Source organism: Cupriavidus sp. C2SS-8b, from assembly GCF_057073745.1.
The window spans coordinates 1,426,637-1,441,392 of the sequence record NZ_CP172717.1; the positions used below are offsets into that span (position 1 = coordinate 1,426,637).

Sequence of the window (14,756 nt, forward strand, 5' to 3'; positions counted from 1 at the left end):
CGCCTCAGAAGAAGGTCTGGACAATGTCGATGACGCGCATATCGCCGTTCAGCACGGGAATATGGCGCCACTTGTCGAAAGTCAGGCACGGGTGCGAGATGTCGAAGGCGATCATGTCGCCGACCCGGATATCGTCGCCCGCGCGGATCTGCAGGTACGCGTGCTGGTCCATCATGCCGGTGACTTCCCAATGCGCGGGTACGGCCACCGGCGCGGCGCTGCCCGGGCGGTAGATCACCGCCGGAATCGGCATGCCGGCGTCGAACGCGGCGTCGCGCTTGCCCATGCCGATGATGGCCCGGTCGGGCTCGGGCACCGATTGCACATAGGCCCACAATTGCAGCGCGGGCAGCAGGCCTTCGCGCATTTTCTGCGCCACCGGGTTGCTTGCCAGGATGCGTTCCTGCGCGGCCTTGTAGACGCCCACGTCGTGGGTCAGGTAGCAGCCGGGGCGCAGCACCACCTCGATCGGCGTGCCGATATCGGTGCGGGCGAATTCTTCCGCCACCACGTCGTACCAGGCCGAGCCGGCTCCCGACATCACCACCGGGCTGCGGCCAAAGCGGCCTTGCTGCGCGATCTCGCGCGTGACCGCCACGGTGCGCTGCAGGAAGCGGCGAATCTCCGCCTCCTCCTTCAGCACGCCTTCATAGATCTCCACGCCCGCCAGCGACAGCGCGTCCGGCCAGCGCGCCAGCGCCGCCAGTACGTCGGCCTGCTGCGCAGCGTCGCGCACGCCGGTGCGTCCGCCCTCCACGCCCAGCTCCAGCAGCACCTGCAGCGTCTGGCCGCGTTCGCGGAAATATGCGCCGAGCTGGTCCACCAGGTCAGCCGAATCGACCAGCGAGAAAAATTCGAAGCCAGGATCGCGCAACAGGTCGGCAATGATCTCCATGTTGCGGCGGCCCACCAGCTGGTTGGCCATCAGCACGCGGCGCACGCCGTGGGCATGGGCCGCGGCGGTCTGGTGCGCCGTCGCCAGCGTAATGCCCCAGGCGCCGGCGCCAAGCTGGCGCGCGAACAGCTTGGGCGCCATGGTCGTCTTGCCATGCGGTGCAAGCTGCACACCGTATTCATCCATGAAGCGGCGCATCCATTGCAGGTTGTGAGACAGGCGCTCCTCGTAAAGCACCGCTGCCGGAAGGCTGAGCTCTTCCTGCAGCAGGCTCCAGCCGGTCTGGCCGGCGTCTTCGGGGGCAAGCGGGGCCTCCAGCCTGCCCAGCGCCTTGTTGAGCGGATCGATCGTGCCGGCTTGGTACTTTGTTTCACGCATGCCTGTCATCACCCTGAAAAAATCTGATTGACGTAATGATATCCCTGAAATTACGATATTTCATCCTTGTTATAAAGTAACACACCGTTCGCGGATGGTGAGCCTGATGGCTTGCAACCGGACGGGCACTATCAGTTATAGCCCTTCGCCAGCCCCAAGACCTTTCCGAGCCATGACCGCGCCCTTCGACATCCTGACCCGCATTGCCGAGCGCGGCCCCGCGTTGCGGCTGGCCGAGCAGAAAGTGGCGCAAGTCGTACTGGAGGACCTTGCCGGCGCGGCGGCGGCCAGCATCAATGAGCTGGCGCGCAAGGCCGGCGTGAGCGAAGCCAGCGTGACGCGCTTTGCCAAGGCAATCGGTTGCCGCGATGTGCGCGACCTCAAGCTGCGGCTGGCGCAGGCTACCGCGGTCGGCATGCGTTTCCTGCAGCCGGATGGCGCGCCGGCGCTGGCCGACACCCCCGCCACCCTGGCCGACCGCATCCATGCCGACGTGCTGGGCGCGCTCGAAGTCAACCGCAAGCTGATCGATGCCGACCGCATCGATCAGGCCGCGCGCCTGTTGCTGGGCGCACGCATGGTCTACGCTTTTGGCATGGGCGGCGGCTCGTCCTTCATGGCCGACGAGGCGCGCCACCGCCTGGCGCGGCTTGGCCAGCCAGTGGCGAGCTACCAGGATGCGCTGCTGCAGAAGATGGTGGCGGCAACGCTCAGCCGCGACGACGTGGTGCTTGCGTTTTCCGCCAGCGGCAGCGTCCCGGAAATGCTGGCGAGCTGCGATATCGCGCGCGAGTACGGCGCCACGCTCGTGGCCGTGACCGCGCTGGGGTCGCTGCTGGCCGCGCGTGCGGACGTGCTGCTGCCCGTGCGAACGCTGGAGACCGATTTCATCTTCAAGCCGTCGGCCTCGCGCTACGCGATGCTGCTGGTGCTGGACGTGCTGGCCACGCAGTGCGCGCTGCTGCAGCCGGACCAGAGCAAGGAACGGCTGCGCCGCCTGAAATACGTGCTCGACACGCACCGCGGCCCCGGCGGCGAGCGCGGCCAGGACACAGGCGCCGGCCCGGACGGCCGCCAGCCGCTTGGAGACTGACCTATGCCCCACCTGTTCGATACCCTGATCCGCTGCGTCACGCTGCTCGATGGCTCGGGCGCCGCGGCCCGCATGGCCGACGTGGCCCTGCGCGACGGCCTGATTGCGCGCATCGACGAAGCCGGGGCCATCGACCCCGACACCGCCGCCCACGTGGTCGAAGGCCACGGCCTGGTCCTGTCGCCCGGCTTTATCGACGTGCACACGCACGACGACACCAACGTGGTCCGCCAGCCCGAGATGACGCCCAAGCTGTCGCAAGGCGTGACTACTGTGATCGTCGGCAACTGCGGCATCAGCGCAGCACCGGTGGTGCTGTCGGGCGATCCCCCCGACCCGATGAACCTGCTCGGGCATGCCGACGCCTTCCGCTATCCGGACTTCCGCTCGTATGTGGAAGCCGTCGACGCCGCGCGGCCCGCCGTCAACGTCGCGGCACTCGTCGGCCATACCGCGCTGCGCAGCAACCAGATGGACACGCTGGACCGCGCCGCCACACCCGCCGAAATTTCGGCCATGCGCGCGCAGCTTGAAGAAGCCCTGCAGCATGGCGCGCTGGGCCTGTCCACCGGGCTGGCCTATGCCAACGCCTTCTCGGCGACCACGGAGGAAGTACTGGCCCTGGCCGAGCCGCTCGCCAATGCCGGCGCGCTCTACGCCACGCACCTGCGCAGCGAATTTGCCGAGATCCTTGACGCGATGGACGAGGCGTTCCGCATTGGCCGCCACGCGCGCGTGCCCGTGGTGATCTCGCACCTGAAATGCGCTGGCGTGCCCAACTGGGGCCGCAGTTCGGAAGTGCTCGGCGCGCTCGACGCCGCGCAGCGCTGGCAGCCCGTGGGTTGCGACTGCTATCCCTACACCGCAAGTTCGTCGACGCTGGACCTGAAGCAGGTCACCAGCGATTTCGACATTATGGTGACGTGGTCCGAAGGCGCGCCGGAAATGGGCGGCCGCCTGCTAGCCGATATCGCGGCCGAATGGCAGGTCGACCTGCACGAGGCCGCGCGCCGCCTGATGCCGGCCGGCGCCGTCTACCACTGCATGGAAGACGCCGATGTCGACCGCATCCTGAGCCATCCGGCCACCGTGGTGGGCTCCGACGGCCTGCCCAACGACCCGCTGCCGCATCCGCGCCTGTGGGGCGCGTTCCCGCGCGTGCTTGGCCACTATGCGCGCGACCGCGAGTTGTTCCCGCTCGCGGTGGCCGTCAACAAGATGACCGGGCTGTCGGCCGAGCGCTTCGGCCTGAGCGGCCGCGGCTTCGTGCGCGAAGGCTACTGGGCCGACCTGGTGCTGTTCGACGCCGACACCATCCGCGACGCGGCCAGCTTTACCGATCCGATGCAACCCGCCGAAGGCATTGCCGCGGTCTGGGTCAACGGCGAGCTGTCGTGGCAGCAGCGCCAGCCCACCGGCGTGCGCGCCGGCCGGTTCCTGCCGCGCGGCGCCCGGCCTGCGGCCTGACTTCCCCCCCTTTTTGTTTCACCGATTTCAGGAGTTCTCATGGATATCAAGCGATTTGGCGTAGAAGGCGGCACCGGCCAGGGCGGCCAGCACATGCCGTTTGCCCGTGCGGTGGCGGCAGACGGCTGGCTCTATGTTTCCGGCCAGGTGCCGATGGTCAATGGCGAACTGATCGACGGCGGCATCATTGCGCAGACCCACCAGGCCATCAAGAACGTGCTGGCCATCCTGGCCGAGGCCGGCTATGGCCCCGAGCACGTGGTGCGTTGCGGCGTCTGGCTGGACGACGCGCGCGACTTCGCGGCGTTCAACAAGATTTTCAAGGAGTACTTCGGCGCCAACCCGCCCGCGCGCGCCTGCGTGCAGTCCAGCATGGTGGTGGATTGCAAGGTCGAAGTGGACTGCATTGCGTACAAGAAGCCGGCGGCCTGAGCCGATCGCCTGCTAATTGCCTGATTGCGTTTTTCCCCGCCCGCAACCCGGGCGGGACATGAACTGAACTACAAATATTGCCGCCACAAGCGGCCTTTTTCCACAAAGGAGACAACATGGGTGCCGTCACCGGAACCACACTGTTGGTGTACGCGCTGATCGCCGTGATCGCCCTGGTCATACTGATCGCGCGCTTCAAGCTCAATCCCTTCATCACCCTGGTCGTCGTCTCGGTCCTGCTCGGCTTCGCCGTGGGCATGCCGATGGGCGACATCATCAAGTCGTTCGAAGCCGGCGTGGGCGGCACGCTCGGCCATATTGCCCTGGTGATCGGCCTGGGCACCATGCTCGGCAAGATGATGGCCGAGTCCGGCGGCGCCGAACGCATCGCGCGCACGCTGATCGACTTCTTCGGCGAAAAGAACGTCCACTGGGCAATGGTGACCATCGCCTTTATCGTCGGTTTGCCGGTTTTCTTCGAGGTCGGCTTCGTGCTGCTGATCCCGATTGCCTTCAACGTGGCCAAGCGCACCGGCACGTCGATGGTGCTGGTCGGCATCCCGATGGTGGCCGGCCTGTCCGTCGTGCACGGCCTGATCCCGCCGCACCCGGCCGCTCTCCTGGCCGTGACGGCATATGGCGCGGATATCGGCAAGACCATCATGTACGCGCTGATCGTGGGGATCCCGACCGCCGCCATTGCCGGCCCGCTGTTCGCCAAGCTGATGGACCGCTACGTCAAGCTGCCCGACGTCAACCCGCTGGCCGCGCAGTTCACCGAGGAAGACGAAAGCGTCAAGGCCTCGCACCAGTTGCCCGGTTTCGGCATTACGGTGTTCACCATCCTGCTGCCCGTGATCCTGATGCTGATCGGCAGCTGGGCCGACCTCTTCACCACGCCCAAGACCTTCGCCAACGACTTCCTCAAGCTGATCGGCAACTCGGTCATGGCGCTGCTGATCGCCGCGCTGGTGAGCTTCTACACCTTCGGCAAGGCGCGCGGCTTCAACCGCGAGGCGATCCTCAAGTTCACCAACGAGTGCGTGGCCCCTACGGCCATCATCACGCTGGTGGTTGGCGCGGGTGGTGGCTTCGGCCGCATCCTGCGCGACTCGGGCGTGTCCAACGCGATCGTCGACGTGGCCACCAACGCCCACGTTTCCGTGCTGCTGCTGGGCTGGCTGGTGGCCGTCATGATCCGCATCGCCACCGGTTCGGCCACCGTCGCCATGACCACCGCCGCCGGCATCGTCGCGCCGATCGCGGCCAGCGTGCCGGGCACCCGACCCGAACTGCTGGTGCTGACCACAGGCGCCGGCTCGCTGATCCTGTCGCACGTGAACGACGGCGGCTTCTGGCTGGTCAAGGAGTACTTCAACATGACCGTGACCCAGACCTTCAAGACCTGGTCGGTCTGCGAAACGCTGATCTCGGTCATCGCCCTGTTGCTGACGCTGGCGCTGGCCACCGTGGTCTGACGCGGCCAGCCCGCGGGGGACTCAATCGTCAAAGTCCCACATTCGATGGAGGTCCAGTTGCAGACGGTACATGGACTGGGCCGCATCGATCATGGCCAGCCGGGCCTGGCGCCGTACCTCGTCATGCGCCCGCTTGGCAGCCAGCACTTCCGCAACACCGGCTTCCCCCATCGCATAGGCTCTCTTGACCTTGTCATAGGCCGACTCCTGCTGCGCGGAAGCGGCCAGCATGGCGTCCGCGGCTTGCCGGTTTCCCCGCATCAGTTCCCACTGCATGTCGAACTCTGACTCCGCTTTCAGTTCCGCCTGCCTGTATCGCGCCGCGGCCTGAGTGGCATCGGCAGCAGCCGCCTGGGCGTTTGCGCGGCGGTAGGTGCCGCCCAGCGGCACGATCAGGTTGACGCCCGCGATCCGCTCTGCCCCGCCCCGTTCAATCGAGACAAAGGCGCCTACCGTCGGATCCGGATAACGCTCCAGGCCAACGCGGCGCGCCAGATGCTGTACCCGTTCGCCTTCCGCCTGTGCCAGGCGCAACTCATGGCTCGCCTGGATATAGCTTTGGCGCAGTCCGTCACGGTCGCCCTCGATCGCCGCCGGCAGGCGCTGCGGCAAGGCATCCGGCAACCTGACCAGCGGCAGGCGGACCCGCATCGCCGCAACGGCGCCGCGTTCACCGGCCTGCGCCGCGACTGCGGCCGCGCGGGTGCGCTCCATGTCGGAAGTCGCGAGCTGCAGGTCCAGCACGGCGGCATCGCCATGCTGGACCCGCGACTGCACGATGCGCACGAGATCCATGGCTTGCTCCAGCGCGCTCGACTGGGCCTGAACCTCCGTGCGCGCGCGAAGCGCGCCGAACCACAGGCTCAGCAGTTCTCTGGACAATTCATGGCGGGCGTCCTGAAGGCCGATGTCGGCGCTATGGATGGTCGCATCGGCAAGTGCGGCATCCGCGCCTGCCTTGCCCCATAGCCGTAGCGGCCGTTCGACGCCAACCTGGCCCTCGGCAAAATTGTCGGACGGATCGCGTACGTGGCGATACTGCGGCGTAAGCCGAAACTGGGTCTCTGCGGGCCCGGTGCGGATTGCCTCGGCCCGCGCGTACTGGCCGCCCTGTGCCGCCATGGCGGCCGTATTGGCCGGGTGTCCGAGAACGGACTCCCGCGCCGCTTGTTCCGGCGGAAGCCAGTCCGATGCGTCTGCGGCGCCTGACGCCGTCGAAAACGCCGCCAGCGCGGCCAGCCAGCATACCTTGGTCATCCGGCTCATACCGCCTCCTCGTTGACGTTGGCCGATGCGCGAGGGCGACCGAAACGCTCGAACAGCATTGGCAGCAACAACAGCGTCAGCGCCGTCGACGTCACCAGCCCGCCGCAGACCACGATGGCGAGTGGCCGCTGGATTTCCGAACCGGGACCCGTTGCGAACAGCAAGGGGATCATGCCCAGCGCCGTAATCGCCGCAGTCATCAGCACCGGACGCAGCCGCCGTCCCGCGCCGTCGCGCACCACCCGGTCCATCGGTTCCCCGGCATGCAGCAAGGCATTGAAGTAAGAGACCAGCACAACGCCGTTCAGCACCGCAATGCCGAGCAGGGCGATGAACCCTACCGAAGCCGGCACAGACAGGTACTCGCCCGACAGCTTCAGCGCGGCAATACCGCCCACCAGTGCAAACGGCACATTTGCAAACACCAGACCCGCCTGCCGCGCGGAACGGAACGTCAGCACAAGCAGCCCGAAAATGGCAGCCAGGGCGACAGGAATCACCAGTGCAAGGCGCGCGGCCGCGCGCTGCTGATTCTCGAACTGTCCGCCCCACACCACGCGCATACTCCTGTCCACGCCAGGCAGCGCCGCGACCGCAGCCTGCGCCTCTTGCACAAAGCCAGTCAGGTCGCGTCCGGCAACGTTGACCTGGACCACGGCAAAACGGCTGCCGTCTTCGTGGTCGATACGGACCGGCCCGCCGCTCTGGCGGATCTGCGCCAGGCTTGCCAGAGGCCAGACCGTGCCGTCCGGCGCGCGTACCGGCAAGGCGCCGAGCGCCTGCGGCGCCTCGCGCACGGAATCGCCGCCGCGCAGGATCAGCGGCGTGCGCACTGTGCCTTCGGGCACCACGCCCAGCATCTCGCCCTCGATCTGGCTGCGCAGCGCCTGCTGCAGGGCTTCCGCGCTCAGGCCCGCCTGCCCCGCCGCCAGCCGGTTCACCCGCAGCGACAGGTACTCCATGCCCTCGTTGCGCGGCGCGATGACCTCAGCGACGCCATCGATGCGCCGCATCCGCGCGGCAATGGCCTGTGCAGCGTCGTTTAGCCGGGCGATATCGTTGCCGAAGATCTTGATGGCAACGTCGCCCCGCGTGCCGGTCAGCATTTCCGACACCCGCATCTCGATCGGCTGGGTAAAGCTGTACAGCACACCAGGGAATCGCTCCATGCGCTGCCGGATGCTATGCGCGATGTCCTCCTTGCTGCCCCGCCATTCCGAACTGGGCCGCAGCACCAGGAAGGTGTCGGTCTCATTGAAGCCCATCGGATCCAGGCCAAGGTCATCGGAACCGGATCGGGCCACCACGGCGCGGATTTCCGGCACATTGGCCAGCAGATCCTGCTGCACCCGCGTATCCAGCGAGACTGACGCGGGCAGCGACACCGATGGCACCTTCTGCAATTGGACGATCATGTCGCCCTCGTCCATGGTGGGCATGAAGGTCTTGCCGGTCACCAGATAGAGCGCCACGGCCAATGCCAGCGACAGGCCCGCCGCCGCGAACGCGACGCGCTGGTGCGCAAAGCACCAGGCCTGCATCCGCGCGAAGATGGCATGCAGGCGCCGCACCAGCCATGGCTCGTCGTGCTTGCCCGGGCGCATCAGCAACTGGCACAGGGCGGGTACCACCGTGAAGGCCGCCACCGCCGATGCGGCCAGCGCCAGGACGATGGTCAGCGCCACCGGCGAAAACAGCTTGCCTTCCAGACCCTGCAGCGACAGCAGCGGCAGGAAGACGATGGCGATGATCGCTACCCCCGAGAGCACCGGTGCCGACACGGCGCTCACCGCTTCGTGGATGGCTCGCCGCCGCGCCGGGGCGTCCGCCTCGGGAAGTCCCGCGAGCCTGCTCTCCACGTTTTCCACCACCACCACTGCCGCGTCGACCAGCATGCCGATCGCCACCGCCAGGCCTCCCAGGCTCATCAGGTTCGCGCTCAGGCCGATCTGCCGCATCAGCAGGAACGTGGCCAGCATGGTCAGCGGCAGCGTAAGCGCCACCACCACGGCCGGCCGAATGCCGCCGAGAAACACGTAGAGGGTAATGACCACCAGCACGCCGGCTTCGGCCAGCGCCCGCAGTACCGTTCCCGCCGCCCGGCTCACCAGGTCGCCGCGATTGTAGAAAACGCGGACCGACATGCCCTTGGGCAGTTGCGGCTGCAATTCGTCGAGCCGCGCCGATACCGCCGCCACCACATCGCGCGCATTGGCGCCGCGCAGCCCCAGCACCAGGCCCTCCACGGTTTCCCCCTTGCCGTCATAGGACACCGCGCCGTAGCGCGTGGCACTGCCCATGCGCACCGTGGCAACGTCTGCCACCGTGACCACCGAACCCTGCCCGTCCTTCGGGCCGGCTACCACCACCTGCCCGATGTCCTGCGTGCCGGTGACACCCGCATCCACGCGAACCGCCAGCGCTTCCTCGCCGCTGACGAGCCGGCCCGCGCCGTCATTGCGCGTATTGGACTGCAAGGCCTCGCGCAACGCGGCAAGCGCCACCCCGCGTGCCGCGAGCCGCGCCGGATCCGGCACCACCTCATAGCTGCGGACCTCTCCGCCCAGCGCATTGACATCGGCCACGCCCGCAATGGTGCGCAGGGCGGGGCGAATCACCCAGTCGAGCACGCGCCGCCGCTCGGCCAGCGAGTAGTCGTCGCCGTCCACGACGAACATGAACATCTCGCCAAGCGGCGTCGTGATCGGTGCCAGCCCGCCGACCGCGGTCTGCGGCAGGTCCCGCATCACGCCGGACAAGCGTTCGTTGACCTGCTGGCGCGCCCAGTAGACATCGGTACCGTCTTCAAAATCGATGGTGACATCCGCAATGCCGTATTTGGCCATCGAGCGCACGATGCGCTTGCTGGGGATTCCCAGCATCTCGAGCTCGACCGGCGTGACGACCCGCTGCTCCACTTCTTCGGGCGTCATGCCCGGTACCTTCAGGATGACCTTGACCTGCGTGGGCGAGATATCGGGGAATGCATCGATCGGCAGGTGCAGGTAGGCCAGCACCCCGGCGGCGGCAACCGCGCCGGCCGCGGCAAGCACCGCCAGCCGGTGGCGCAGCGAGAAATCGATCAGTCGGGACAGCATCATTCCCCCCCGAGCAGTGCGCCCTTGAGCGCCGCGACACCTGCCGTCACCACGCGCTCTCCTTGCCGGAAAGCGCCATGGACGACCACGCTGTCATCGTCGCCGGCCAGGCGGGTGACCGGCAGCAGCATGACCGCGCCGTTGCGCGCCACGAACACGGCCGGACTGCCGCGCCACTGGAACATAGCGCGTGCGGGCACACGCCATGCGGCAAGCTCAGCGCCCTCCGCGCCGCTGGCCTCGACCTGTACCGGTACCTGGGCGCCCATCTGCAACGTCCCCGCCGTCTCCAGGCCGATGCGAAGGCGCAGCACCCCGGTGCCGTCCATCGACGGCGCCATACCGAGCACCGTGCCGTGCGCCCCATACGTGGACACGCTCGCCTTGTCGCCAATGCGAATGCCGGGCGCCGGCGCGGCTACCGCTGCCTCGAGTTCCATGCGGTCCGACCGGGCGATGCGCATCAGCACCTCGCCGACGGCGAAGCGCTGGCCGGGCACAACGGCAATGGCCGTCACCGTGCCATCGGCTGGCGCCACCATCACCGGAGTACCCGCTCCCTGGGAAGCGCGAATTCCTGCGCTGCCCAACGCGCGCGACCGCGCGCCGGCTGCCGCCCTCGCCTCCCGCGCGCGAGCTTCGGTCGCGCGCAAGCGGGCGGCAGGAATGATGCCCTCGGCATAGAGGGCGGTATCGCGGCGCAACGCATCGGCTGCCACGGCAGCCTGTGAATCGGCCTCGGTCAGCGCGCGCTGTGCCTCGAAGTACTCGGCACTTTCGAAACGAAACAGAGGCGTGCCGGCTCGAACCCGGGTTCCGAGCGTAACCAGCACGCTTGACGCCATGCCGGGATAGGCAGCAGCCACCACCGATTGCGTTCCTTGCGCGGGAACCACCCGGGCGGTCGCACGGACCGGAAGTGCCGAGGCCGGTTGTACCGCGCCATAGCCAACGCCCAGGGCACTTGCCTGCGGCGCGGTCAACGGCAGAGTCAGGGGGGCGGCCTGGGCCGCGGGCGCGGATGCCGGCAAGGGGGCTGCGGGCCCTGGGACTGACGCGGACGGGCGCGACGCCGCGGCCGCTGTCGGGGCCGCACATGCGGCTCCGGTGCCAAGGCCAAGGCCGAGCGCCGCCAGCACGCATCGTGATGCAGAAAGACAATTCATGACTATCTCCGTGAATCCGGAACAGGCGCGGACGGCCCTGGCGGCCAACAGCGCGAGAAGGGGCGGAATTCAGGCGTGCAGAGGAGGCGCCAGTGCAGGCGGAGGACTATTGGGCGGCCGCCATCGAGGGGCAGTCGGAGCGACACTTGCAGCAACATGCCGCAATACCGGCATGGCCAGGGCCACAAATCCCGCGAGCACCGCAAGCACCGCAACAAGCATCCATTGCCCGTCCCCGGCCTCTGGCTGCGTCGGATGGGATGCTGGAATCCCGCGCTCGACGTCAATCTCCGGCGATTCGCCGGTCGTCAGTGACGATGCGCCCGCGGTGTCATGCGGTGTGAAATGAGAATTGAATGCGGGTGCTGGCAACAGATGAATGTGCCACCCATGGATTTGCGAACTTCCGAGATGGGCATGCAGCAACGGGGTGAACGCCTGCAGCACGATCATCGCCGCTGCCAGCGACACCTTGGCGAAGAGACTGAGCCAGGTTGAAATCACGGCTGCCATTGTAAGGGTGCGGCAAGGGCAGTTCAACGGCTCTGGTGCGGGAACGATTGCGCGTCGCGCGAGGAATTAGGCTCAATTCCCCATTGCGGCCCATCATGTGCTTTCCTACACTCCCTGCGGCGTTACCCATCCAAGCAGAAAATACCGGAGACCATGTCATGAGCTTCGCCTGCCGGCTTCGCTTCATCGCCGCCTGCACCATGTTTGCAGCCGTGTCGCATTCCGCCCTCGCCGCCGAGCCCGTCAGGATCGGCCTGATCGCCCCCTTCTCCGGCAGCTTCGCCGACTACGGCAAGCAGATGGAAGCCGGAGTGAAGGCCTACCAGTCGCTCCATGGCGATACCGTCGCGGGCCGCAAGGTGCAGGTCATCATGAAGGACACTACGGGTCCGGTGCCCGACGTCGCCAAGCGCCTCGCACAGGAACTGGTGGTGCGCGACAAGGTCGACATCCTGGCCGGTTTCGGCCTGACACCGGAAGCCCTGGCGGTGGCGCCCGTCGCCGAACAGGCAAAGAAGGCGATGGTGATCTTTAATGCGGCGTCGTCCGTCATCACCACCAAGTCGAACTACATTGCGCGCGTATCGATGACGCTGCCGCAGATCTCCGCGCCGATGGCGACATGGGCCGTAAAGAACAATGTGCGCAAGGTGGTCACGCTGGTGGCCGACTACGCGCCCGGCATCGACGCGGAAACCGCATTCAAGACCAACTTCATGGGCGGCGGCGGGCAGGTCATCGAATCGATCCGCGTGCCGCTGCGCAACCCGGAGTTCGCGCCGTTCATCCAGCGCATCAAGGACGCGAAGCCTGAAGCGGTCTTCCTGTTCCTGCCGGCCGGCGAACAGGGCGTGGCCTTCATGAAGGGCTTTCGCGAGCGCGGGCTGGCCGAGGCCGGCATCCGCGTGATCGCCACCGGCGACCTGACCGACGACCACGTGCTGCCCGCCATGGGGGATGCGACGCTCGGCGTCATCACCTCGTTCCACTATTCGATGGCGCACGACTCGCGCGAGAACAAGGCGTTCCTGAGCGCCTATTCCGCTGCCAACCCCGGCGCGGGCCGCCCCAACTTCATGACCGTCGCGGCCTATGACGGCATGGCCGCGATCTACGAGGCGCTGAAGAAAACCAACGGCGCGGCCGATGGCGACAAGATCATCGGTGCGCTCAAGGGCATGAAGATCATGAGCCCGCGCGGGCCGATCCTGATCGATCCGGCCACGCGCGACGTCGTCCAGACCGTCTACATCCGCAAGGTGGAGAAGCGCGGCAGCGAGTTGTACAACATAGAGTTCGACAAGTTCGCCGACGTGAAGGACTCGGGCAAGTAAGCCCCTCTCCGCCCCACGGTGCCACCTTCGCGCCGCTCAGGGCACCCACCAGTAGCGCGTGAGATGGAAGAACACCGGGGCGGCGAACACCACCGAGTCCAGGCGGTCGAGCATGCCGCCGTGGCCCTCGATCATGTGGCCCCAGTCCTTGATGCCGCGGTCGCGCTTGATCGCCGACATGACCAGGCCACCTAGGAAGCCCATCAGCGCGATGACCAGCGCGATTGCCCCGGCCGTCAGCGGCGAGCCGTAGGGCGTGATCCACCATAGCGATGCGCCCAGCGCCGTCGCGCTGGCCACGCCGCCGACAAAGCCTTCGACCGTCTTCGACGGCGACAGCAGCGGCGCGATCTTGCGCTTGCCGAGCAGCTTGCCCCAGACGTACTGGAGCACATCGCTGCCCTGCACCACGATGACGAGGAACGCGATCAGCAGCAGGTTGCGATCCTCGTAGCCCGGAATCGGCAGCGTAAGCAGCGCGGGGACGTGCGAGATGCAGAACACGCAGATCATCACCGCCCACTGCACGCCCGCGCACCGTTCGAGAAAGCGCGTGGTCTCCGATGACAGCGCCGAGAGGATCGGCAGGATCAGGAAGGCATAGACCGGGATGAAGATCGAGAACAGCCCGTACCAGCCGATGTAGACCAGCACGTACTGTCCCGGCAGGAAGACGAAGAACGCGGCCACCATGGCGCGATGGTCGCCGCGCCGGGTCGTCGTGATCGTGATGAATTCGCGCAGCGCGTAGAACGACAACAAGCCGAAGAGCACGATGATCGCCGTGCGCCCCATGGCGAAGGCAATGCCGAGGATCGCCACCATCCACCACCACGCCGAGACCCGCGCGGCGAGGTTGTCGATCACCGTATGCGGCGCGCCGCCCGCCACGCGCCAGCGCAGCAGCGCGGTCACCAGCGAGGCCAGCAGCAAGACGCAAAGGACCCCGCCAAACAGCATGCGGGTGTCGTGGATAACCTGGATATTGGACATGGTCTTACTCCAGCACCGGTGCCAGCGCGAGCAGTTGCTGCCGACAGCGGGACAGGAACGATTCTTTCGGTTCTTCGGGCTGCAGCCGCAGCGGCGCGCCAAAGGTCACGGTGCAGAGCAGCGGCACGGGGATGACCTCGCCCTTCGGCATGACGCGGTTGAGATTGTCGATCCATACCGGCACGAACTCGATGTCCGGGCATGCCCGGGCCAGGTGGAACACGCCGCTCTTGAACGGCAGGAGCCGGTCGTCGGTGGTGTTGCGCGTGCCCTCGGGAAACAGGATCAGCGAGGCGCCGGCGCGTAGCGCCTGCTCCATCTGCGCCACCGGGTCGGGGCCGGTGCCGTCGCGGCCGCCGGTGCGGTCGATCAGCAGGGCACGGAACACGTCGCGCCCGATAAAGCGCCGCACCGACGAGGCTTCCCAGTAGTCCGCGCCGGCCACGGGCCGGGTCACCGCGCGCAGGTCCGGTGGCAGGCAGCCCCAGATCAGCACGAAGTCGCCATGGCTGCTGTGGTTGGCAAAGTAGACCCGCTGCACGGCTGCGGGCAGGCAGCCGTTCCAGCGCGCCTGCATGCCGGTCAGCATCTGTGCAAACAGGATGATGGCGCGTGCCACCAGTCGTGAAAGCCACGTCATGGG

At 67.1% G+C, this 14,756-nt stretch carries 12 protein-coding genes; 5 read left to right on the forward strand and 7 right to left on the reverse strand.

The genetic code is table 11. The features are described 5' to 3' along the window. Nucleotides 1–4: 4 nt before the first annotated feature. Nucleotides 5–1,273, reverse strand: a complete 1,269-nt coding sequence (locus tag ACIGJB_RS23510) for an amino acid deaminase (protein WP_483732403.1) — start codon at nt 1,271–1,273, stop codon at nt 5–7. A gap of 172 nt (nt 1,274–1,445) precedes the next feature. Between ACIGJB_RS23510 and ACIGJB_RS23515 the strand changes: the two genes are divergently transcribed. The 4 genes from ACIGJB_RS23515 (at nt 1,446) to ACIGJB_RS23530 (ending at nt 5,743) form a co-directional block, all read left to right on the forward strand. Beyond that, nucleotides 1,446–2,366 (forward strand): MurR/RpiR family transcriptional regulator, encoded by a 921-nt coding sequence (locus tag ACIGJB_RS23515; protein ID WP_483732404.1) that lies wholly within the window; start codon nt 1,446–1,448, stop codon nt 2,364–2,366. Nucleotides 2,367–2,369: 3 nt separating this feature from the next. Further along, the gene (locus ACIGJB_RS23520) at nt 2,370–3,833 is read left to right on the forward strand and encodes an N-acyl-D-amino-acid deacylase family protein (RefSeq protein WP_483732405.1); all 1,464 of its coding nucleotides are present in this window, start codon (nt 2,370–2,372) and stop codon (nt 3,831–3,833) included. Between the two features lie 39 nt (nt 3,834–3,872). Then, on the forward strand, nt 3,873–4,265 hold the full coding sequence (locus ACIGJB_RS23525; RefSeq protein WP_483711761.1) for a RidA family protein: 393 nt from the start codon (nt 3,873–3,875) through the stop codon (nt 4,263–4,265). 116 nt (nt 4,266–4,381) lie between these two features. After that, nucleotides 4,382–5,743, forward strand: coding sequence for a GntP family permease (locus ACIGJB_RS23530; protein ID WP_483732406.1), 1,362 nt, complete (start codon nt 4,382–4,384; stop codon nt 5,741–5,743). Nucleotides 5,744–5,764: 21 nt separating this feature from the next. On the opposite strand, the gene ACIGJB_RS23535 is transcribed toward ACIGJB_RS23530, so the two are convergent. The 4 genes from ACIGJB_RS23535 to ACIGJB_RS23550 all read right to left on the reverse strand — a co-directional run bounded on the left by ACIGJB_RS23535 (nt 5,765) and on the right by ACIGJB_RS23550 (nt 11,786). Continuing rightward, complete coding sequence (locus ACIGJB_RS23535; RefSeq protein WP_483732407.1) at nt 5,765–7,009, reverse strand: TolC family protein; 1,245 nt, start codon at nt 7,007–7,009, stop codon at nt 5,765–5,767. Continuing rightward, nucleotides 7,006–10,107 (reverse strand): efflux RND transporter permease subunit, encoded by a 3,102-nt coding sequence (locus tag ACIGJB_RS23540; protein ID WP_483734643.1) that lies wholly within the window; start codon nt 10,105–10,107, stop codon nt 7,006–7,008. The genes ACIGJB_RS23535 and ACIGJB_RS23540 overlap by 4 nt, the downstream gene beginning before the upstream one ends. Then, a complete protein-coding gene (locus tag ACIGJB_RS23545) occupies nt 10,107–11,273 on the reverse strand; it encodes an efflux RND transporter periplasmic adaptor subunit (protein WP_483732408.1) in 1,167 nt (388 codons plus the stop codon). Before ACIGJB_RS23545 ends, ACIGJB_RS23540 begins: the two co-directional genes overlap by 1 nt. Before the next feature lie 69 nt (nt 11,274–11,342). After that, nucleotides 11,343–11,786 (reverse strand): hypothetical protein, encoded by a 444-nt coding sequence (locus tag ACIGJB_RS23550; protein ID WP_483732409.1) that lies wholly within the window; start codon nt 11,784–11,786, stop codon nt 11,343–11,345. A 200-nt stretch (nt 11,787–11,986) separates the two neighbouring features. On the opposite strand from ACIGJB_RS23550, the gene ACIGJB_RS23555 reads away from it, so the two are divergent. Then, complete coding sequence (locus ACIGJB_RS23555; protein WP_483734644.1) at nt 11,987–13,120, forward strand: ABC transporter substrate-binding protein; 1,134 nt, start codon at nt 11,987–11,989, stop codon at nt 13,118–13,120. A gap of 36 nt (nt 13,121–13,156) precedes the next feature. Here the strand turns inward: ACIGJB_RS23555 and ACIGJB_RS23560 are convergent, their stop codons facing one another. Continuing rightward, nucleotides 13,157–14,113 (reverse strand): phosphatidate cytidylyltransferase, encoded by a 957-nt coding sequence (locus tag ACIGJB_RS23560; RefSeq protein WP_483732410.1) that lies wholly within the window; start codon nt 14,111–14,113, stop codon nt 13,157–13,159. Between the two features lie 4 nt (nt 14,114–14,117). Then, entirely contained in the window at nt 14,118–14,753 is a 636-nt protein-coding gene (locus tag ACIGJB_RS23565) for a lysophospholipid acyltransferase family protein (RefSeq protein ID WP_483732411.1), read from the reverse strand. Nucleotides 14,754–14,756: the final 3 nt, after the last annotated feature.

Excerpts from the sequence above, each read along its gene's own strand:
- ACIGJB_RS23510 (WP_483732403.1), bottom strand. The coding sequence starts at position 1,273 with ATGCGTGAAACAAAGTACCAAGCCGGCACGATCGATCCGCTCAACAAG.
- ACIGJB_RS23515 (WP_483732404.1), top strand. The coding sequence starts at position 1,446 with ATGACCGCGCCCTTCGACATCCTGACCCGCATTGCCGAGCGCGGCCCC.
- ACIGJB_RS23520 (WP_483732405.1), top strand. The coding sequence starts at position 2,370 with ATGCCCCACCTGTTCGATACCCTGATCCGCTGCGTCACGCTGCTCGAT.
- ACIGJB_RS23525 (WP_483711761.1), top strand. The coding sequence starts at position 3,873 with ATGGATATCAAGCGATTTGGCGTAGAAGGCGGCACCGGCCAGGGCGGC.
- ACIGJB_RS23530 (WP_483732406.1), top strand. The coding sequence starts at position 4,382 with ATGGGTGCCGTCACCGGAACCACACTGTTGGTGTACGCGCTGATCGCC.
- ACIGJB_RS23535 (WP_483732407.1), bottom strand. The coding sequence starts at position 7,009 with ATGAGCCGGATGACCAAGGTATGCTGGCTGGCCGCGCTGGCGGCGTTT.
- ACIGJB_RS23540 (WP_483734643.1), bottom strand. The coding sequence starts at position 10,107 with ATGCTGTCCCGACTGATCGATTTCTCGCTGCGCCACCGGCTGGCGGTG.
- ACIGJB_RS23545 (WP_483732408.1), bottom strand. The coding sequence starts at position 11,273 with ATGAATTGTCTTTCTGCATCACGATGCGTGCTGGCGGCGCTCGGCCTT.
- ACIGJB_RS23550 (WP_483732409.1), bottom strand. The coding sequence starts at position 11,786 with ATGGCAGCCGTGATTTCAACCTGGCTCAGTCTCTTCGCCAAGGTGTCG.
- ACIGJB_RS23555 (WP_483734644.1), top strand. The coding sequence starts at position 11,987 with ATGTTTGCAGCCGTGTCGCATTCCGCCCTCGCCGCCGAGCCCGTCAGG.
- ACIGJB_RS23560 (WP_483732410.1), bottom strand. The coding sequence starts at position 14,113 with ATGTCCAATATCCAGGTTATCCACGACACCCGCATGCTGTTTGGCGGG.
- ACIGJB_RS23565 (WP_483732411.1), bottom strand. The coding sequence starts at position 14,753 with ATGACGTGGCTTTCACGACTGGTGGCACGCGCCATCATCCTGTTTGCA.